Here is an 18,238-nt window from a genome sequence, read left to right as displayed (position 1 = left end):
ATGGCAACTGAAATTCTGATGCCCGCCCTGAGCCCCACAATGGAAGAAGGCACGCTGGCCAAATGGCTGGTCAAGGAAGGTGACACCGTCAAATCCGGTGACATCATGGCCGAGATCGAAACCGACAAGGCAACGATGGAGTTCGAAGCCGTCGACGAAGGCGTGATCGGCAAGATCCTGGTCGAAGAAGGAACCGAAGGCGTGAAGGTGAACACCGCCATCGCCATTCTGGTCGAGGAAGGCGAAGAGGTCGGCGACGTGCAGGCGTCAAAGCCCGCTGAACCCGCCGAAGCCCCAGCCCGGGAAGAGGCCAAAGCCGACAGCAGCAAGGACCACCCTGCCCCCGAAGCGCCGTCGGTCGACTCCACGCCCGACTGGGCCGAAGGCACCGAGCTGAAACAGCAGACCGTGCGCGAGGCTCTGCGCGACGCCATGGCCGAGGAAATGCGCCGCGACGAAAACGTCTATCTGATGGGCGAAGAGGTGGCTGAATACCAGGGCGCCTACAAGATTTCCCAGGGGCTGCTGGACGAATTCGGCGCCAAGCGGGTCATCGACACGCCGATCACCGAACACGGCTTTGCCGGGATCGCCACGGGTTCGGCCTTTGGTGGATTGCGTCCCATCGTCGAATTCATGACCTTCAACTTTGCCATGCAGGCAATGGACCAGATCATCAACTCGGCCGCCAAAACGCTGTACATGTCCGGCGGCCAGATGGGTGCGCCCATGGTCTTCCGTGGCCCCAACGGTGCGGCGGCCCGCGTCGGCGCCCAGCACTCGCAGGACTATGCAGCGTGGTTCATGCAGGTGCCCGGCCTGAAAGTGGCAATGCCCTATTCGGCCTCGGACTACAAAGGTCTGATGAAAACCGCCATCCGCGACCCGAACCCGGTGATCTTCCTTGAAAACGAAATCCTCTATGGCCGCACCTTCGATGTGCCGGACGTGGACGATTACACCGTGCCATTCGGCAAGGCCCGCATCTGGCGGGAAGGCAGCGATGTCACCATCGTCAGCTTTGGCATCGGCATGACCTATGCTCTGGAAGCGGCGGAAAAACTGGCCGAGGATGGCATCAGCGCCGAGGTCATCGACCTGCGCACCCTGCGCCCGATGGACACGGCCAGCATCATCAAGTCGGTGCAGAAAACCAACCGCTGTGTGACCGTCGAAGAAGGCTGGCCACAGGGGTCGGTCGGCAGCTACATCAGCTCGGTTCTGATGCAGGAGGCGTTTGATTATCTTGACGCGCCGGTCATCAACTGTACGGGCAAGGATGTGCCAATGCCCTATGCGGCCAATCTGGAAAAACACGCACTGGTCACCACCGCCGAGGTTATCGAAGCGGTCAAAACCGTGACATACAAATAAGGAGCGCGCGATATGCCTATTGAAATTCTGATGCCCGCGCTTTCGCCCACGATGGAAGAGGGCACATTGGCCAAATGGCTGGTGAAAGAAGGCGACACCGTCAAATCCGGTGACGTGATGGCGGAAATTGAAACCGACAAGGCCACGATGGAATTCGAGGCCGTGGACGAAGGCGTGATCGGCAAGATCATGGTCGCGGAAGGCAGCGAAGGGGTCAAGGTCAACACCGTGATCGCCGTGCTGATGGAAGACGGCGAAAGCGCTGACGACATCGGATCGGCCCCGGCCACCCCCAAGGCCGACGCGCCAAAAGAGGACGCGCCAAAGGCAGCGCCAGCCGCCACACCCGAAGTTGCCGCCGCCCCGCCCGCCCCCACGGGCGGCGACGGCAAACGCGTCTTCGCCTCCCCCCTCGCCCGCCGCATCGCGGCAGACAAGGGCGTGGACCTGTCCGCCGTCACCGGATCAGGCCCGCACGGGCGCATCGTCAAGGCCGACGTCGAAGGGCTCTCTGCTTCTGACACCCCCAAGACCACAGCCGCCACACCCGCCGCCGAGGCACCGAAGGCCGCCGTCGCCACGGGCCCGTCCGCAAGTGCCGTGGCCAAGATGTACGAAGGCCGCGACTACGAGGAAGTCAAACTCGACGGTATGCGCAAGACCATCGCCGCACGCCTGACCGAAGCCAAGCAGACCGTGCCGCACTTCTACCTGCGCCGCGACATCCAGCTGGATGCACTGATGGCCTTCCGCGCCACGCTGAACAAACAGCTTGAAGGGCGTGGTGTGAAACTGTCGGTCAACGACTTCATCATCAAGGCCTGCGCCATCGCCCTGCAACAGGTGCCCGATGCCAACGCAGTCTGGGCCGGTGACCGCATCCTGAAACTGACCCCCTCCGACGTGGCCGTGGCCGTGGCGATCGAGGGCGGGCTGTTTACCCCCGTCCTGCAAGACGCCCACCAGAAATCGCTGTCTGCCCTGTCGGCGCAGATGAAGGATCTGGCAGGCCGCGCCCGCGACCGCAAACTCGCTCCCCACGAATACCAGGGCGGCAGCTTTGCGATCTCGAACCTGGGCATGTTCGGCATCGACAACTTTGATGCGGTCATCAACCCACCCCACGGCGCAATTCTGGCCGTTGGCGCCGGCGTCAAGAAACCGGTTGTCGGCAAAGACGGTGAACTGGCCGTGGCCACGGTGATGTCTGTCACCCTGTCCGTCGACCACCGGGTGATCGACGGCGCCTTGGGGGCGGAACTGCTGAACGCGATCAAGGACAACCTCGAAAACCCGATGTCGATGCTGGCCTAAAGCACTTCTCGAGAAAAACCCGCATCACCTGACGCTGTCTGAAATCAAATATTTCAACGCGTTAGGTGATGATCCACATCATGTTTTCCGAAAGGTGCCTTTCGCTTCTTTTGGCCCTAAATATCCCGGGGACGCCCGCAAGGGCGGGGGCAGAGCCCCCAGAAGCCCATAGGTCAAAACAACAAAAGCCGGGGCATCTGCCCCGGCTTTTCCCGTTTGGTCGGCTCAACGAAGACTCAGCCTTCTTCGTTCTTGCCCAGCATATGGTTCATCGAAATCGCAGGCTGGTCACAGCCCGCCTCGCCCACGATCCGCGCCGGAATGCCTGCCACGGTCTTGCAAGGCGGCACCTCTTCCAGAACCACCGATCCTGCCGCGATGCGGCTGCAATGCCCGATCTTGATGTTGCCCAGCACCTTGGCCCCGGCCCCGATCAACACGCCGTCGCCAATCTTGGGGTGACGGTCCTGTTCTTCCTTGCCGGTCCCGCCCAGCGTCACCGAATGCAGCATCGACACGTTGTCGCCCACCACGGCGGTTTCACCAATCACGATGGAATGGGCGTGGTCGATCATGATCCCCTTACCGATGCGCGCAGCGGGGTGGATGTCCACGCCGAAAATCTCGCTCACCCGCATCTGGAAGAAATAGGCCAGATCGCGGTGCCCCTGCTGCCACAGGAAATGCCCGACACGATAGGCCTGTACCGCCTGGTATCCCTTGAAATACAGGATCGGCTGCAACAGCCGGTGGCAGGCCGGATCACGTTCATAGACCGCCACCAGATCGGCGCGTGCGGCCTCGATCAGATCGGGTTCCGCGGCATAGGCCTCGTCCACGATCTCGCGCACCACGACCATGGACATCTCGTTCGAGGCCAGTTTCGCGGCAATGCGATAGCTCAGCGCCTTGTCGATAGATTTGTGGTGCAGGATACAGGCGTGGACAAATCCCCCAACCAGAGGCTCGTCCAACACCGCAGTGCGGGCTTCGTCCATGATTTGATCCCACACGGGATCCATCGCAGAGACGTTCGTTCGCAATTCAGCCATGACACCTGTCCTTTCACGCTTGTTGATAGCGCAATAGAGATAAAATGACCAAACGCAAACCTGTGATTGCCCTCATTCCAAATAGAAATGTGTTGATTTTCAGGTCTAAAACCCTCTCACTGTCTGCCCAGCACGGTCGCGCAAGGCCAACAAAACAAGGACGATGCAGTCACAATAACGCGCATCATCCAGCGTTGGCTCTGCGGCCAGAACCCGTTTTCGCGCCGCATCAGACAAAGTGCCGTTGCCCCACAACGGATGCGCCTGACCTGTTTGGCGCACATGGCGGTCGGCCCAGACGGCCTCGTTTATCATCCGGGCGCACAGGTCGGGCCGCTGCGGCGGAGGTTGTGCCAACAACGCCCGCGCCGCATCGCGCATATCGGTATGCAGCACGGGTCGCATCACAGCGTGACCGCGAGTCGCCCCGCCAGACCGGCCCCGTAGCGCGCCGACATCTGCGCCACTTCAACGTTAACCGCGCCCAGCGCCCCGTCTGCGGCCTGCGCGGCCGCGCCATAGGTCCACTGCGGTGTGCCAGCCATCTCTTCGCGCAGCACCGCGCCGTCCTTCAGCACGCGAATGCGATAGCTTTCGATATCCTCACCCAGCGGCACGTCGGGCGTGTCCCAGCCGTCCCCGTCAATCCGCGTCCGCCGCACCCAGCTGAGCGCCACATCGCCGCTGCCTTGCATATCTGCGCGCAAATGCGCCGGTGCATAGGGCCGCAGGCCATTCCCGTCAAAAGCCTGCACCTGTTCGACATAACTTGGGTCATCCAGACTGCGCCGTGCCGGACCAATGCGGTAGTGCTGTGCCACCCGCCGCAGGCGCGCCGCCAGTTCGATCTGGCCGGGTGTGCCATCCAGCAGCACCACCCAAGACCCTACGGGCCAGGCATCGGGCATCAGCGCATCACTGCCCAACTGCCCGCGCAGCCGTCGGCGCAACAGATAGGTGGCTGCCCCGATCAATTCGGCCTCCTGAAACTGGAACAGTTCCCAATTGTCGCCGCTGCCATCGCCAATCGCGCACAGATTGCGCCCGTTCAGTACAGCCTCGGGAGAAGCCCCCGACAACGCCCCGTGCAGCAGACGCACCTCCAGCGCATCGCCATTGTCCCAGACCGCAGGGCTGTGACGTACCAGCGGGGATTGCGTCACGCCAACCACCGATTCCCGCGCAATGATGCTGTTCAGCCCATAGTCCTCGTCGGTCGGCGTGCTGTAGACCGCCACCGAGCCGGGCCACGGGGTTGCCGTGATCGCCAGATGCGGCGCATGGGGCACCTCGTCCCCGCTCATCAGCGGCAGATCCAGAAACAACGGGGTCACAGGCACAGGCGGCACAAACGCACGCACCGATGCCAGCACATCCTCCAGATCCGACGGTTCATACACCCCCGGTTCGATCCGCACCGCTTCGAGCATCTGCGAAGCCCCCTGCTCGACCCGATCCACGCGGAAACGCCCCGTTGCATTCCCGGCACCTGCCAGGGCAATCACATCGCCCGCACCGATGCCCATCAGCGACGGCGGCAATGCCACCCGCACCGCATCACGCGCCACCCGCGCCTCGATCAGCCAGCGTTCAGCCACCTGCCGCCCTTCGGCGCGCGTCATCGCCAGCGCCACATCCGAGCTGGCAACCGCATGGGTCGCCTCGTCAGGCAGCACTGCCTCCTCCGCGATGGTTTCGAAATCGCCATCAGCCTGCACAAACCGCAGCCGCACGCGCCCCGCCATCTCGGCTTCGGCCTCGCGGATATGTTCCAACGTGCCTTCCATCTCGCTGCTGACCGCAAACGCTGACGCCGGCACATCCACCGCATCCTGCCCATCTCGCGCCCGAAACGACAAAACCCCGTCCCGCTCGATCGCGTCAAACCCGTATCGCAGCATCAGAGGCTGCAACGCCGCCCGCGCATCCCCAACATCGCCCACCACATAGCCGCGCACATAACCGTGCAGCTGCGAGGTATCATAGGCCTGCAATCCCGCCTTCTCGCAGATCTCGCCCACAACCGACGCCAGCGTGCGTGACCCCGTGCGCCCGTTGATCCAGTGGCCCCGGGTGTAATTGTCCCCGTCGCTCCACTGGGTCGTGTTGTTGGGAAAGAACGGATAGGGCCGCGTGTCCCATGCCCATACAAAGCTGTGGGACAGGTCCAGCATCGGCCCGTCATATTCAACCGAGACAGGGTTGCGGTCACTCTCCCCCCAATAGGAATACATCGCCCGCAAATACTGCTTCTGGATCAGATCATCGCGCCGACCGTCCGAATAACGCGGCAATTCGCTTTCCGAGGATTTCGCGTCCAGAAATTTGTTGGGCTGGTTGGTGCCCTTATCGACCGCCGCACATCCCAGTTCGGTGAACCAGATCGGCTTGGACTGCGGCTCCCAGTCGGTCGGCAGCTCATTGCGAACGCCCCCCACCCGCTCGTGGTGCGTGTTCAGCCACCAGCTGCGCAAATCCTTGTAACGATAGACCCACGGCTCATCATGTGCCCCATCGGTGATCGGCGTGCGGATCTGGGCGTTGCGCGCGTCGCCTGAATGGTAATACCAGTCATAGCCCTCACCGCCCTCGATATTGGCCCGCAGGTAATCCAGATTGTAGATCTCCCCCTGATCCGCATCCAGATGATCCGTCCCGTCGCGCCAGTCCGACAGGGGCATGTAGTTGTCGATACCGACAAAGTCGATCTCATCATCCGCCCACAACGGATCAAGGTGGAAAAACACATCGCCTGAGCCGTCTTGCGGCTGAAAACCAAAGTATTCAGACCAATCCGCCGCATAGCCGATCTTGGTCTCGGCCCCCACCAGAATACGCACTTCACCTGCCAGCGCGCGCAACGCCTGCACAAAAGGAAAGCTGTTGCCCGCCCCGCGGATCTGGCTCAGTCCGCGCAGCTCAGAGCCGACACAAAACGCATCTACACCACCTGCGGCGGCACACAGCGCCGCATAATGCAGGATAAACCGCGACAGGCTCCATTCCGCAGGGCCGGAATAGGCAACCGTACCATCCCCCACAGTGAAATCCGCCGCCGTTACCGTCCCGACAAAACCGGCAACTTCATCCTCGGCCACAACGGTGCCATCAGGCGATCCGGCTTGACCCGCCGCCTTTGACGTGGTGATCCTCCCCCGCCACGGCAGCGCAGGTTGGGTTTCCGCGTCTGAATAGGGATCGGGCAGCGCATTGCCCGCCAGCTGATCCATCAGCACAAAGGGATAGAACATCACCGCCTTGCCCGCATCATCCAACGCCCGGATCGCTTCGACCACCGAGGCATCGGCAGGTGTGCCGCCATAGACCGGACGGTCGCTGACCTGCGCAATCTCAACTGCCTCAGCCCGCGTCAGTTCTGACACGACCCACGGCATGTTCTGCCCCTCTGCATCCTTGCGCTCGACCTTGGGGCGGATGGTGCAATGATCACAGCGCAGATCATCGCCAAACCACGACACCACCAGCGACGCTGCCCCGCAATTGTGCAATTCACCGTCCAGCACTTCCAGCGACTGGGCAAAGTCCGGCTTGCCCGCAGGGGTGTTCACATTGGCGCTCCAGCGCCCGCCCTTGCCATCGCCGTAATACACCGGCGTCGTCGCCAGCGCATATTCTCCGGTGCCGGGGATCAACGCCACGCCCTGCACCGCCTGCGCCATCTCGTCGGCATAGCCCGGCTCTTCGGGCTGTTCCGCACGGATCACCTCAAAGGAAAACTGCGGCACCCGATTGCCAAAGGGTTGCAGCGCCAGAGTGTCCATCACCACATATGCGGTGCCGCGATAGGCCGGCACCATGCCCGCGCCCTCGATGGCTTCCATCGTCGGGTCGGGCAACTGATCGGGCGTGCCGGTATAGACCCGCATGTTCAGATCATCCACCGCCAGTTCCTCGCCATCCGCCCAGATGCGCCCGACACGCAGGATTTCCCCTGCGCACAGGGCAATCGCCAGCGACACCGAATAGCTGTATTCGCGCGTTGCAGGCTGGCTGGGCGCCCCCTTGCCGCCGCCCGACTGCGTCACGACCTCGCTGAAATCCGACGCCCAGATCACCTGACCGCCCACGCGCATCCGCCCGTAAACCTGTGCCACCGGGTCGCCTTCGCCCGCGCTGGTCAGACGAAAACGGTCCACCCGCCCGGTCTCGACCACATCCGAACCCTGGCCCATCAGCCGCTGGTCAATCACCTTGCCCAGCGTCGCACCAACGGCGCGCCCGATGGCAACCGAAGACAGCCCCGCCAGCGTACCGCCAACCGAGCCACCAATTGCAGCACCTGCCGCAGAAAGAACTATCGTCGCCATTCAGCACCCCTCCTCGGGAAATTGAAACCGCGCCACAAGACGCCGCCGCCAAGGTGTGCTCAGCGGGCTTTCCACCACTCCGTGACCGGAATAGGCATGTATGAAACTGGGCTGCCCACCGACCTCCGCCGCCAGCCCCAGATGTTTGGCCACAGCCCCGTCGCGCATCCGAAACAACAGAATGTCGCCCGGGCCTGCGTCCTCCAGCGCCTTGGGCTGCAAATGCCGCAGGGCTGCCGCCCACAGCCGCTCGTCGCGCTGCGGCTCTGACCAGTCCATCGAATAGGCGGGCGGCACCTCGGGCTCAGCCCCCAGAACCTCGCGCCAGATGCCCCGCACCAACCCCAGACAATCGGCCCCCGCCCCCCGGCAAGAGGCCTGATGTACATAGGGCGTGCCAATCCAGCCCCGCGCCACCGTGACAAACCGCGCGCCACTCATCGCAGGCTGCCGCCGCTGTTCGCCCCACCGGAACGCGGCACCGACACCACCCAGTCCTCGCCGGGAATGTCGGGAAACCCCTGAAAGTTCAGCAGGTTGTTGAACTTGAGCCGACAGGTCTCGGTGCGTTTGTCGCAGCCCGCAATCACCCTGATGCTGTCGCCAGCCACCAGCGGAACCCGAAGCTTTTGCCACAGTTCAATCCGCCGCTGACCACCCTCAAGCACATCATGCTTGATCACCCCCCACAGGCCGTTTGCCGCACCGCCCAAAACCTGCAACCTCCCGCGGCGGAACCACTCAGGCTCGAACGCACCGGCATCGTCCCATTCAAAGTTCAGCCCGTCGCTGCCGACTTCCAGCGTGACGTCCACGAAATACCCCGGCGTCGCGGTGTCAAAGCGGCATTGACCATCGCCCAACACCGCCGTGCACGGCTTTTGATAGCTGCGCCCCAACGGGCGGTTCAACGCTTCGGTCAGCCCCCGCAACTCGGCCTGAAACGCCCCGCCTGCGCGGCGCAACTCGCCAATGCTGCCGCGAAACTGCATCCATCGTTGATTCACGTCCTGCCAATTCACCAGCCACGCCCGCACCTCGGCCCCGTCGAAACGTCCCGCTTCGATGTCGGCCTCGGTCACGGCGGCATCGCTCAGCGCGCCCAGTGCCTCGGTGTTGTCCACCGACAACCCCGTGCTTTGCGCCAAAGCCGAGGCACTCAGACCGGTGTCGGCCTTGAACTGCAACCCGTCAAACGCCAGCGCCACATCATGATCGGTGAACCCGTAGCTGACCCCGTCGCTGCGCGTTATCGACCACGCCCGACACAACGTCGTCGTACCCGTGGCCACATGGGCCAGAAACTCTGCACTTTGCCCCGCCATCAGACCCGCACCTCAACCACCGGCACGTCGGGCACCTGCCCCGCCTGAAAACTGGCCACGCTGGTCTGGATCTGATCGGTGGCAAAGCGCACCGGCACGTCAAATTCAAACCCGGCCACGATCTGCATCTGAGGATCGGGCGCATGGGCAAAGCTGACGATGCCCGAGGTCACATCAACCTCATAATCGACGCCTTCTTGCAACTCGTCCTGCGCGACGCCCACACGCACTGTGCCGGCCACCGGCTTGGTGATGATCCGGTCATAGCTGTGCGCGCCCGAGTGGTAGGTTTTCACCAGCGGATAGGCCAGCGTCTCCCCGTCGCCCACCGCAATCACCTGATCGTCAAAGGCAACCTTGCCGCTGGCCCTGGACGATTTGAAATCGGCCCAGTCCTTCCAGCGAAACCCGAACATCTGCCCGCGCCGCGCCTCGAAGAACGCAATCAGCGCTTCGATGTCATCCAGCGACCGCATCCCCAGCCCCGCATCATAGCGCCTGCGCGAATGTGCCCAGGGGGTGTTGCGTTCCTCATACCCGTTGGCCAGCGTCACAATCTCGGTGCGTCGCTCCGGCCCGCCAAGCGAGCCAAAGCTGAGCGATGCCGGAAATCTTACCTCGTGAAAATTCATCTCTACCCCTCCTCAGCGGTTGCGGTTGCCACGGCCCAAAGCACGGCCCATCTTGGCCGCGATCTGGTTCTGGCTGCGCTGGAACCCCTGCACATCCGGCGTGGTGATGTTCATGATGACGGTCGGCGCAGCCGCCCCTCCACTGCGCACCCCCAGCTTGCCATCGGCCCCGCGTGCCAGCGGCATGATGGCTTCGGGCCCTGCTTCGCCCATCAGTCCCATGCCCCCGCGCATTCCGAACGGTGTGGCACTGCTGACAATCCCGCCACTGGCAAAGGGCATCACACGGCCCTGACTGAACGACGCCCCGTCGGCAAAGGGCAGAATGCCCTGCACCAACCCGTTCACCCCCTGCGCCAGCAAGCCGCCAAAATGGTTCGTCACCGGCTTCATCGCAGCGTTATAGGTTGCGCTGATCATCGACTGCGCAACGGTTTGCAGCGCGTCAGACAGCTTCATGCCGTCGAACACCACCCCGTCAAACGCACGCCGCAGGCCCCGGCTCAGCCCGCGCTCCAGCACCTGCACATCCTGCCCCGTGGCCGCCAACGACGTGCGCATCCGGCGCAGCTCGCTGTCAAACCCCGTCACCATGACCGAGGCCTGACCCAAACTGTCCGACAGCGCATCCGCACTGGCATCCAGCTCTTCGATCCTGTCTTCGTATTCGCTCATATCGTTCCCTCGTCGGTTCGGTCGGGATAGGCCGCCATCAACGCCGCCAGCCCGTCATTCAACAGCGGCCCGCCACCGCCCGTATCGCCCAGCATCATCCGCAACTCGGCAGGGGTCAGGCTCCAGAACACATCCGGGGCCAGCCCCAATCCGTGCATTCCCGCCCGCATCAAGCCTTGCCAGTCCATCGCCTGATTCATGCCTCTGGCACCACAAAGGCACGCGCCAGCAACTCGGCGGCGGCCCGCGCCGCGGCCATCGGCCCGCCGTCAATCTCTGCCTGCGCCAACGCCGCAGGCGACAAATCACAGCCACCGCCTTCCAGCCCCGCGCCCAGCAGCACCAGCACATCACGGGTCGAGAACGCACCGCTTTCGAACCGCTCAACCAGCCCCACCAGCGATCCGGCCTCCAGCGCCGCCTCAAGCGACGCCAGCGCACCCAGGGTCAGGCGCATCACATGCCGCTGACCGTTGATGGTCAGCGCCACGTCTCCCCTCCACGGATTGGCCATCTCAGATCACAACGCCACGAAGGTCAGCAAACCCGCCGAGGCCATCGACATCTCATAGGTCGCCTCGCCATTGTGGCTGCCTGCGTATTCGATTGCGGTGACCTGAAACGGCCCCTCGATCACCCCGAAATCGGGAATGATAATCTGGAAATCCGGCACCTCGCCGTCAAAAAACAACTGGCGCGCACGCTCGTCTGTGCCTTCGTCCTTGAACACGCCCGACCCGCTGATGCTGCACGACCGAACGCCAGCCCCGGCCAGCAATTCACGCCAGCCCCCCTGGCTTTCCAGACTGGTGACATCCACCGTCTCGGCGTTAAAACTGACACGCGTGGCCCGCAGACCCGCAATCGTCTCGAACTGACCGTCCGAGGTCATATCCACTTTGACCAACAGGTCTTTTCCGTTCTGAGCAGCCATGAAATTCTCCAATCAGGGCAAAGGGTTAATCATCCTCGACACGAGCCTTGAACCGCAGCGTAATGGTGCGCCCGGCACCGCCGTCGCTGCGGTCCGCCACCGCGCGGTCGAAATTCAGGTAAATCAGCCGTCCCCGCGTCAGCGTCAGATCGGCGTCGTGCAGGGTGTCGCTGATGGCGACGCCCACAGCCTTGGCAGCGGCAAATCCCTGCACGTCCGTGACCACCGCAATGCGGATGTCATGGACCGCGCCGTCGCCGGTCTTGTCATTGGCTGCCTGTGCGGTTTCGGCGCCAATGCTGACATACAGCGACGGAACCGTGCCGGTTGGCACCGCATCATATATGTCCGACCCCACCAGATCGGTCACAGCCGTGGCCCCGCTCAAAGCCCCGTAAATCGCGCTTTGCAGCGCTGCGGAAACGCCATAGCTCATGTCGCCACCTCCTCATCTGCGAAACAGGTCAGATAGCGGCCCTCGGGGTCGTGTTCGGCCACCGCCGTGATGCGAAACACCCGCGCGCCATCCCGAAACCGTTGCTCGGCTGCGGGCCGTTCAGGATGGCCGACAGGCGCACCACGCACGATGATCCGGTATGCCACCTTCGACACCGGCGCCGGTCCCGCTGCCGCCTCGCGCCCCGTGCGCGGCAATACCTGTGCCCACAAAACACCCAGCACGGTCCAGCTTTGCGCATATCCCCCCGACCCGTCAGACACCCGCACAGGGGCCTCCAGGCTCAGCCTATGGCTCAGACGCGGCCGCTTCATGCCGCGCCCCCGGACCAGACGCGGAACATGCGATAGCGCTCGATCAGGCTGCTGACACCAAAGGGCATGCAGCCCTCGCTCAGCGTGGTTTCACTGCGGAACTCGTAGTAATGCGCCGCCAGCAGCAACACCGCCTGACGCAGATCCGACGGCACCTCGGCCCATGTCGCGCTGTATCCCGCATCAAACCCGATCACGACAGATCCAGCCGCAGGGATGGCAGGCAGCACCGCCCCCACCGGGCGCAACTGCGGGCGCTGCCCGTCCTGCTCCAGCCAGTATTGCGTTGCAGGCACTGCACTGCGCGCGCCCAACCGGTCGACAATCTCGACACTGCTCACCGCCACCACCGGCGCCACCGGCAGCGCCGCCGCATCAGGGTCACGCCAGCGGGTCAGCGACCAGCTGAAACCACGCTGCAACAGGATCTTACCCGTGCGCGCCTCAACCGCCGCCATCGCCGCCCGCAAGAAGCTTATCAACACCTCGTCTTGCAGCGATCCCGCGCCAAATCCGGTGCCCAGACGCAAATGCGCCTTGAATTCGTCCACCGGCAGGCCCGCGTCAGGCACCGTGGTCTCTTCGATCAACATCATGGAACATCTCCAAAATTCCGGCCCCTCAAAGATCAGAGCCGGACGCACGCCAGCCCGCGTTGCTCAGACGGAGGGGAGCAGCTAGACAACGCTGGCCTGTCAAAAGGGCACACGCCCGGCAGACGCGGGGAAACCAAAGCCCCCCGCGCCATCCACCTTCCCGGTTAAGAGACGGCGAATTTCAACAGCTTGATCGCCGCGAAATCACTCACATCGCCGCCCACACGCTTGGTCGCGTAGAACAGCACATGCGGCTTGGCGCTGAACGGATCACGCAGCACGCGCAGGTCGGGGCGTTCGGCAATGGTGTAACCCGCGGTAAAGTTGCCAAAGGCAATCGCAAAGCCGTTGCTGTCGGCATCGGGCATGTCCTCGGCCACCAGCACCGGATAGCCCAGCAGCGTCGCAGGCTGGCCTGCACCCAGACCGTCAGACCAATGGAACCGCCCGTCGTTGTCCTTGAGCTTGCGCACGATGCCCACGGTCTTGGAGTTCATCACAAAGCTCGCACCGGCGCGGTATTGCGCACCCAGCGCATAGACCAGGTCGATGATTGCATCAGGCTCCACGTCTCCGTCAATGCCCGTCGCCGTGTAGCCGATATTGCCCCATGACCAGCTGCCGTTTGCAACCGTCGGATGCGCCAGGAACCCCTTGGGCTTGTCCACCCCGTCGCCGTTGACAAAAGCCGCCGCCTCGGCGCGCGAAAACTTGTCCGCAATGCGCCCGGCCAACCAGCCTTCGATGTCAAAGGCACTGTCATCCAGCAGCCGCTGCGACGCCTTGGGCAGCGCCGACAGCTCGTGCAACGGGATGGTGATCCGGTCGATCTGCGGCGTATCGGTTTCCGCCACTGCACCCGTTTCCGTGGCCCAGCCAGCCCCCACATCCGTATGGTCCACCAGCACGTCAAACGTGGTCGCCTCGACGTTCACAACCGACGCAATCGAGCGCACAGAGGCAGTGGCATTCAGCACCGATTTCACCGTGTCCGCCGTCTGCGGGTCCACCAGGTAACCGCCGTCACTGTTCACCGCCGTCGACAGCGATTTCACCTCCATCTCCAGCCCGCGCAGGCCATCGTCATCGCCCGAACGCAGATAGGCGTTGAACGCCTTCTGATGGGGCGCGCCCGTGTCCACAGCGCCCGCCAAAGGGGTGCGCGCAGGTGTCATTTGTTTCCGGTCCAGCATGGTCAGTCGCTCTTCTGTTTGTTGAAGTTTCGTTTCAATTTCGGCCTGAAAGCCCTTGAAGTCGCTGACAAAGCCGTTAACGGCTTGGGTGACTTCCTGAACCGGAGACAGATCTTCCCCGGTCGGAGCCTTGATCTCGGTCTTGCTCATCCGCATGTCCTTGATTGATTGCAGTTCAGACGCGACTTACGTGCGCATCAACCTCGTGCGCGCGTCCTCAAAGGCCGCCGCCATTCCGCGCAGTGCCGCAGCCTCGTCAGGCAGCATGTCGCCCGCTTTGCCTGCCACACGCGCACTGGGCAGCATCGGGAATGTCACCAGCGACACCTCCCAAAGCTCCAGTTCCGTCAAGAGCCGCTGGCCCTTGTCATTCTTCGCGGCCCGCACCGTGCGATAGCCGATGCTCAGCCCGTCAATGGCCCCCGCTGCGATCAGCGACGCGGCCTCGCGGCCCTTCTCGACGCTGTCCAGCAGCCGCCCCTTGACCCACAGACCCGTGGCATCCTCGCGCACCTCGTCCCACACGCCGATCGGCTGGGACGGATCATGCTGCCACAGCATCTTGACCTTGCGCCCCGACGCCACCAGCGCCTTGAGCGAGGCCGCATAGGCCCCTTTGGCCACCACGTCGCCGCCCTGATCGCAGGCGCCGAACAGGCTGGCATAACCTTCGATCACCGCCCCGTCCTGCACCTGCAAGCCTTCGCCGAAACGGGCGAATTTCGTCTCCAGTCCAGTGTCCACGTTCATGGCCCACTCCTTTGTTTGTCCGCTCATGGTGTCGCCACCAGAAAAGATTGCAGCGCCTGCGCCAAAATCACCGCGACCACGCCATACACCGTCAGCCACAACCGTCGCTCCAGCCGCTCCATAGTCTCGTCCAGCCGGTCCAGCCGGCGGGCGATATTCTCCAGGTGAATCTGCGTCACCCGCTCATGCGCCTGCAACCGCAGCCCCGGCGCACACTCGAACCGCTCCAGCAACGGCCCCTCAGGCATCGTCGCCCTCCTGCGCGGCAGGCAGGCCCAACAGACTGCGCTTTTCCGCATCGCTCAAAAAATCCGCCCCCGCGACCCGCGCCCATTGCGCATCGCGCTCTGCGGCCAGTGCCGGCACCTGATCCAGATCGGGCTTCAACGCCACCGCATCGCCGCTGAACTGCCCCAGCCATTCAGCCAGCGCCGCCGTCACCCGCGTCGCCAGCGGCAGCACGGTCAGGCGGAAGAACGCGCGGTTCGCCTCCTGATAGTTGGCATAGGTCGCATCCCCCTGAATCCCCAGCAGCATCGGCGGCACCCCAAAGGCCAGCGCAATTTCGCGCGCCGCACTCTCCTTGGTCTTCTGGAATTCCATATCGCTGGGTGAAAACCCCATCGGTTTCCAGTCCAGCCCACCTTCCAGCAGCATCGGCCGCCCCGCATTTCGCGCACCCTGATGGTGGCTCTCCATCTCGCTCACCAGCCGGTCGTATTGATCCGAACTCAGGCTGCCCTGTCCCTCGGCCCCGCGATAGACAATCGCCCCGCTGGGCCGCGCCGCATTGTCCAGCAACGCCTTGGACCACCGGCTGGCGCTGTTGTGCACATCCAGCGCCATCGCCGCCGCCTGCATCGGGCTGAACCCGTAATGGTCGTCCTGCGGATGAAAGCTTTTGATATGGCACACCGAAGCAGGCACACCGCTGGCATCAAACCGGTGCTTGCGCCCGCCCACCGCGTATTCATAGGCCACCGGCCAGCCATCCGCCCCCGGCACCACGCTCATGCGGTCGCTGCGCAGCACATGCAGTTCCTGCGGCGCGCCGCTGCCATCCGACACCGCCTCGACATAGCCGTTGCCCGACAACAGCAACTGCCCGTACAGCGCCTCCAACAGCTCGGCCCGCCCCTGCGCCGCATTGGGCCGCGTGATCAACTGCAACAGCGGATGCACGTCATAACGTTGCACATCGTCCTGCACCACCAGCGGCAGCGCCGCCGCCGCTTCGGCAATCAGCTTCACACAGCGAAAGCCCACCGGATTGCCGCTGAAACCCGTACGCGTCAGCGACACGGTATCGCGCGGGCTCCAGGCCACGCGCCCCGAGGTCTGATAGGCCACCACAGGCCCTGTCGCACTGGCCTTTTGCTGCGGCGCATCCTGCCCGCCACCGCGTCGAAAGAAATCCAAGACCATCGCTTCGCTCCTCACCTGTCCTCGGTTGACGCAACCGGTGCCAACCACCCCGCAGCCCTCTTGCGTCGGCGGGATCACCGCCGACCATTCAAGCCGCGCCTTGATGTCTAAATCGGAACCGTCACCACCCGTCCGTGCTGGGTGATGTCGGCGTTGAGGGCACTATGCCAACAAAGTGTTAATACCGATCAAAGCGACCGTACGCCGGGTCGCCGCCAGTTCGCAGCCGGCACGATCATCAGCTCGTGCAGCGCCCACACCAACGCGTCCACACGGTCCGGCGATCCTGTTCCCACGAACCCGCGCGCCGTCATCTTCACCATCTGGTCCTCCAGCGCATCCAGCGGCCCCGCGTGATGCACCCGCCCCTGCTCATACAGCGCCGCCACCGGCTCGGCGCGGGCCACCTTGCCCCGGCTGGCATGTACCGCCTTGTAGGGCACCAGCGGGTCCACCTGCCGGATCACCTCGCCCACCATCTGCCCGCCCTGGTTCACCTCGGCCACCAGCCGGTCGGCGTTGAATTCATCGCGCGCCGCAATCGCCGCCCGCGCCCATTCCGCGGGGCTGGCCCCGGTCACTGTCCGATCCGCCAGAACATAGGCCCGCCAGGTCTCGGGCGGCCCTTGCGTCTGCGCGCCGACCACCACGATCCCGCATTCGTCCGCGCCCTTGCCACTGGTCGTTGCCGGGTCCAGCGCCACCACCACGCGGTCCAGTTCCGGCACCGATGCCACCCGCACGTCACTCAGCCCCGCCGAGGTCCACAGCGCGCCCTCCGCATCCACCAGCAGCACACCATCCAGCTCCTGCCGCCCCAGCCGCGTCCCCGCGTACCGCGCCCGCACCTCTTGCAGAAAGCTCTGCGCCAGATTGGCCCGGTTCGCTTCCGTCGGCGCATGGCTGGTCACCGTCGACGGCGCTGCCAGCAAAGCTTTCAGCACCCCCACATTGCGCGGCGTCGTCGTCACGCAAACCTGCGGCTGATCCCCCAACCGCAGCGCAAACTGCAACTGGTCCCATGCCTCTTCCGACTTTTTCCACTTGGCCAGCTCATCGACCCATGCCGCATCAAACTGTGGCCCGCGCAACCCTTCGTAGTCATGCGCCGAATGCACCGTCGCCACCGCGCCATTGGGCCATTCCAACCGCTTGCGCGTCGAAACCCACTTGGGCCGCCGGTCGGGCGGTGAACAGGCCATGATCCCGCTGTCGCCAAAGATCATCACCTCGCGCACCTGATCCTGCGTCTCACCCACCAAGGCCACGCGCGTGCACGCGCCGGGATCAAAAGGCCGCGCCCCCTCGACTTTACTGCGCACCCATTCGGCCCCGGCGCGCGTCTTGCCCGCACCACGCCCGCCCAAAATCACCCAGGCCCGCCAGTCCCCCTCTGGCGACAACTGATGCGGCATCGCCCAGAACTCGAACAAAAAAGGGAGGGCACAAAGCCCCCCCTCCCCAATGTCGTCAAGAAACTTGGCCTGCTCTTGCACAGTTGCGCAAGCGAGCAAGTCGGCACCCGACCTCAGCCCGTGCGGCGTCAAGATCGAGTGCATAACCGCCTTGGGCGATGTGTGATTGTTTACGTCGACATTCTGCAACTTGAGTCTCCAGTTTCATACAGGTCTCAAGCGACGATCGCAGCGAAGCGACCGTCGCTTTAACATCTTTTGCATCCGCATCCCCCCCGTTCCGCGCCTCTTCCTTCAAAGCGGCGAGCTGCTCTCTAAGTTCACCAAGCTCACGGTAAACCGTGTCCAATGCCTGTTGGATCTGCCCGGTGTCCTCATTTGGGGTAATGATGATCATGACTGGTCATTCACCTCTCTTGGGTATGTGCCCCCGCACGAGAGAAACACGAAAAAA

The 18,238-nt window shown here is 63.6% G+C and carries 21 protein-coding genes; 2 read left to right on the top strand and 19 right to left on the bottom strand.

What is annotated here, in order from left to right; genetic code table 11:
* Positions 1–1,374 carry a pyruvate dehydrogenase complex E1 component subunit beta gene (locus tag DSM107133_RS07860; RefSeq protein WP_114293338.1) on the top strand — a complete coding sequence of 458 codons (1,374 nt, stop codon included), beginning with the start codon at positions 1–3 and terminating at the stop codon, positions 1,372–1,374.
* Between the two features lie 12 nt (positions 1,375–1,386).
* Positions 1,387–2,688 carry a pyruvate dehydrogenase complex dihydrolipoamide acetyltransferase gene (locus DSM107133_RS07855; protein ID WP_114293337.1) on the top strand — a complete coding sequence of 434 codons (1,302 nt, stop codon included), beginning with the start codon at positions 1,387–1,389 and terminating at the stop codon, positions 2,686–2,688.
* A gap of 236 nt (positions 2,689–2,924) precedes the next feature.
* On the opposite strand, the gene cysE is transcribed toward DSM107133_RS07855, so the two are convergent.
* From cysE to DSM107133_RS07760, 19 genes are all read right to left on the bottom strand, one after another.
* Positions 2,925–3,740, bottom strand: a complete 816-nt coding sequence (gene cysE, locus DSM107133_RS07850; RefSeq protein WP_114293336.1) for a serine O-acetyltransferase — start codon at positions 3,738–3,740, stop codon at positions 2,925–2,927.
* 105 nt (positions 3,741–3,845) lie between these two features.
* Complete coding sequence (locus DSM107133_RS07845; protein WP_114293335.1) at positions 3,846–4,145, bottom strand: hypothetical protein; 300 nt, start codon at positions 4,143–4,145, stop codon at positions 3,846–3,848.
* On the bottom strand, positions 4,145–8,068 hold the full coding sequence (locus DSM107133_RS07840; protein ID WP_114293334.1) for a glycoside hydrolase/phage tail family protein: 3,924 nt from the start codon (positions 8,066–8,068) through the stop codon (positions 4,145–4,147). The genes DSM107133_RS07845 and DSM107133_RS07840 overlap by 1 nt, the downstream gene beginning before the upstream one ends.
* Positions 8,069–8,509, bottom strand: coding sequence for an NlpC/P60 family protein (locus tag DSM107133_RS07835; protein WP_114293333.1), 441 nt, complete (start codon positions 8,507–8,509; stop codon positions 8,069–8,071).
* The gene (locus DSM107133_RS07830) at positions 8,506–9,393 is read right to left on the bottom strand and encodes a DUF2163 domain-containing protein (RefSeq protein WP_114293332.1); all 888 of its coding nucleotides are present in this window, start codon (positions 9,391–9,393) and stop codon (positions 8,506–8,508) included. The genes DSM107133_RS07835 and DSM107133_RS07830 overlap by 4 nt, the downstream gene beginning before the upstream one ends.
* A complete protein-coding gene (locus tag DSM107133_RS07825; RefSeq protein ID WP_114293331.1) occupies positions 9,393–10,025 on the bottom strand; it encodes a DUF2460 domain-containing protein in 633 nt (210 codons plus the stop codon). Before DSM107133_RS07825 ends, DSM107133_RS07830 begins: the two co-directional genes overlap by 1 nt.
* A gap of 12 nt (positions 10,026–10,037) precedes the next feature.
* Complete coding sequence (locus DSM107133_RS07820) at positions 10,038–10,700, bottom strand: phage tail tape measure protein (RefSeq protein ID WP_114293330.1); 663 nt, start codon at positions 10,698–10,700, stop codon at positions 10,038–10,040.
* Positions 10,697–10,900 (bottom strand): rcc01693 family protein, encoded by a 204-nt coding sequence (locus tag DSM107133_RS07815; protein WP_114293329.1) that lies wholly within the window; start codon positions 10,898–10,900, stop codon positions 10,697–10,699. Before DSM107133_RS07815 ends, DSM107133_RS07820 begins: the two co-directional genes overlap by 4 nt.
* A complete protein-coding gene (locus tag DSM107133_RS07810; protein ID WP_114293328.1) occupies positions 10,897–11,214 on the bottom strand; it encodes a gene transfer agent family protein in 318 nt (105 codons plus the stop codon). Before DSM107133_RS07810 ends, DSM107133_RS07815 begins: the two co-directional genes overlap by 4 nt.
* Before the next feature lie 6 nt (positions 11,215–11,220).
* The gene (locus tag DSM107133_RS07805) at positions 11,221–11,634 is read right to left on the bottom strand and encodes a phage major tail protein, TP901-1 family (RefSeq protein WP_114293327.1); all 414 of its coding nucleotides are present in this window, start codon (positions 11,632–11,634) and stop codon (positions 11,221–11,223) included.
* 25 nt (positions 11,635–11,659) lie between these two features.
* On the bottom strand, positions 11,660–12,070 hold the full coding sequence (locus tag DSM107133_RS07800; protein ID WP_114293326.1) for a DUF3168 domain-containing protein: 411 nt from the start codon (positions 12,068–12,070) through the stop codon (positions 11,660–11,662).
* On the bottom strand, positions 12,067–12,405 hold the full coding sequence (locus DSM107133_RS07795; protein WP_114293325.1) for a head-tail adaptor protein: 339 nt from the start codon (positions 12,403–12,405) through the stop codon (positions 12,067–12,069). The genes DSM107133_RS07800 and DSM107133_RS07795 overlap by 4 nt, the downstream gene beginning before the upstream one ends.
* On the bottom strand, positions 12,402–13,001 hold the full coding sequence (locus DSM107133_RS07790; protein WP_114293324.1) for a head-tail connector protein: 600 nt from the start codon (positions 12,999–13,001) through the stop codon (positions 12,402–12,404). The genes DSM107133_RS07795 and DSM107133_RS07790 overlap by 4 nt, the downstream gene beginning before the upstream one ends.
* A 164-nt stretch (positions 13,002–13,165) precedes the next feature.
* Positions 13,166–14,344 carry a phage major capsid protein gene (locus DSM107133_RS07785; RefSeq protein WP_114293323.1) on the bottom strand — a complete coding sequence of 393 codons (1,179 nt, stop codon included), beginning with the start codon at positions 14,342–14,344 and terminating at the stop codon, positions 13,166–13,168.
* Positions 14,345–14,380: 36 nt separating this feature from the next.
* Entirely contained in the window at positions 14,381–14,944 is a 564-nt protein-coding gene (locus tag DSM107133_RS07780) for an HK97 family phage prohead protease (RefSeq protein WP_114293322.1), read from the bottom strand.
* 23 nt (positions 14,945–14,967) lie between these two features.
* On the bottom strand, positions 14,968–15,192 hold the full coding sequence (locus DSM107133_RS07775) for a hypothetical protein (RefSeq protein WP_028957699.1): 225 nt from the start codon (positions 15,190–15,192) through the stop codon (positions 14,968–14,970).
* Positions 15,185–16,369 carry a phage portal protein gene (locus DSM107133_RS07770; RefSeq protein WP_114293321.1) on the bottom strand — a complete coding sequence of 395 codons (1,185 nt, stop codon included), beginning with the start codon at positions 16,367–16,369 and terminating at the stop codon, positions 15,185–15,187. The genes DSM107133_RS07775 and DSM107133_RS07770 overlap by 8 nt, the downstream gene beginning before the upstream one ends.
* A 188-nt stretch (positions 16,370–16,557) precedes the next feature.
* Positions 16,558–17,784: a terminase family protein gene (locus tag DSM107133_RS07765; RefSeq protein ID WP_114293357.1), complete on the bottom strand. Its 1,227-nt coding sequence runs from the start codon at positions 17,782–17,784 to the stop codon at positions 16,558–16,560.
* Between the two features lie 55 nt (positions 17,785–17,839).
* On the bottom strand, positions 17,840–18,181 hold the full coding sequence (locus DSM107133_RS07760) for a hypothetical protein (RefSeq protein WP_114293320.1): 342 nt from the start codon (positions 18,179–18,181) through the stop codon (positions 17,840–17,842).
* Positions 18,182–18,238: the final 57 nt, after the last annotated feature.

Source organism: Pseudosulfitobacter sp. DSM 107133, assembly GCF_022788695.1.
Taxonomy (GTDB): Bacteria; Pseudomonadota; Alphaproteobacteria; order Rhodobacterales; family Rhodobacteraceae; genus Pseudosulfitobacter.
The sequence above is the reverse complement of the archived record's forward strand: the minus strand, read 5'-3'. Positions and strand labels throughout refer to the sequence as shown.

Excerpts from the sequence above, each read along its gene's own strand:
- DSM107133_RS07860 (WP_114293338.1), top strand. The coding sequence starts at position 1 with ATGGCAACTGAAATTCTGATGCCCGCCCTGAGCCCCACAATGGAAGAA.
- DSM107133_RS07855 (WP_114293337.1), top strand. The coding sequence starts at position 1,387 with ATGCCTATTGAAATTCTGATGCCCGCGCTTTCGCCCACGATGGAAGAG.
- cysE (WP_114293336.1), bottom strand. The coding sequence starts at position 3,740 with ATGGCTGAATTGCGAACGAACGTCTCTGCGATGGATCCCGTGTGGGAT.
- DSM107133_RS07845 (WP_114293335.1), bottom strand. The coding sequence starts at position 4,145 with ATGCGACCCGTGCTGCATACCGATATGCGCGATGCGGCGCGGGCGTTG.
- DSM107133_RS07840 (WP_114293334.1), bottom strand. The coding sequence starts at position 8,068 with ATGGCGACGATAGTTCTTTCTGCGGCAGGTGCTGCAATTGGTGGCTCG.
- DSM107133_RS07835 (WP_114293333.1), bottom strand. The coding sequence starts at position 8,509 with ATGAGTGGCGCGCGGTTTGTCACGGTGGCGCGGGGCTGGATTGGCACG.
- DSM107133_RS07830 (WP_114293332.1), bottom strand. The coding sequence starts at position 9,393 with ATGGCGGGGCAAAGTGCAGAGTTTCTGGCCCATGTGGCCACGGGTACG.
- DSM107133_RS07825 (WP_114293331.1), bottom strand. The coding sequence starts at position 10,025 with ATGAATTTTCACGAGGTAAGATTTCCGGCATCGCTCAGCTTTGGCTCG.
- DSM107133_RS07820 (WP_114293330.1), bottom strand. The coding sequence starts at position 10,700 with ATGAGCGAATACGAAGACAGGATCGAAGAGCTGGATGCCAGTGCGGAT.
- DSM107133_RS07815 (WP_114293329.1), bottom strand. The coding sequence starts at position 10,900 with ATGAATCAGGCGATGGACTGGCAAGGCTTGATGCGGGCGGGAATGCAC.
- DSM107133_RS07810 (WP_114293328.1), bottom strand. The coding sequence starts at position 11,214 with ATGGCCAATCCGTGGAGGGGAGACGTGGCGCTGACCATCAACGGTCAG.
- DSM107133_RS07805 (WP_114293327.1), bottom strand. The coding sequence starts at position 11,634 with ATGGCTGCTCAGAACGGAAAAGACCTGTTGGTCAAAGTGGATATGACC.
- DSM107133_RS07800 (WP_114293326.1), bottom strand. The coding sequence starts at position 12,070 with ATGAGCTATGGCGTTTCCGCAGCGCTGCAAAGCGCGATTTACGGGGCT.
- DSM107133_RS07795 (WP_114293325.1), bottom strand. The coding sequence starts at position 12,405 with ATGAAGCGGCCGCGTCTGAGCCATAGGCTGAGCCTGGAGGCCCCTGTG.
- DSM107133_RS07790 (WP_114293324.1), bottom strand. The coding sequence starts at position 13,001 with ATGATGTTGATCGAAGAGACCACGGTGCCTGACGCGGGCCTGCCGGTG.
- DSM107133_RS07785 (WP_114293323.1), bottom strand. The coding sequence starts at position 14,344 with ATGAGCAAGACCGAGATCAAGGCTCCGACCGGGGAAGATCTGTCTCCG.
- DSM107133_RS07780 (WP_114293322.1), bottom strand. The coding sequence starts at position 14,944 with ATGAACGTGGACACTGGACTGGAGACGAAATTCGCCCGTTTCGGCGAA.
- DSM107133_RS07775 (WP_028957699.1), bottom strand. The coding sequence starts at position 15,192 with ATGCCTGAGGGGCCGTTGCTGGAGCGGTTCGAGTGTGCGCCGGGGCTG.
- DSM107133_RS07770 (WP_114293321.1), bottom strand. The coding sequence starts at position 16,369 with ATGGTCTTGGATTTCTTTCGACGCGGTGGCGGGCAGGATGCGCCGCAG.
- DSM107133_RS07765 (WP_114293357.1), bottom strand. The coding sequence starts at position 17,784 with ATGCCGCATCAGTTGTCGCCAGAGGGGGACTGGCGGGCCTGGGTGATT.
- DSM107133_RS07760 (WP_114293320.1), bottom strand. The coding sequence starts at position 18,181 with ATGATCATCATTACCCCAAATGAGGACACCGGGCAGATCCAACAGGCA.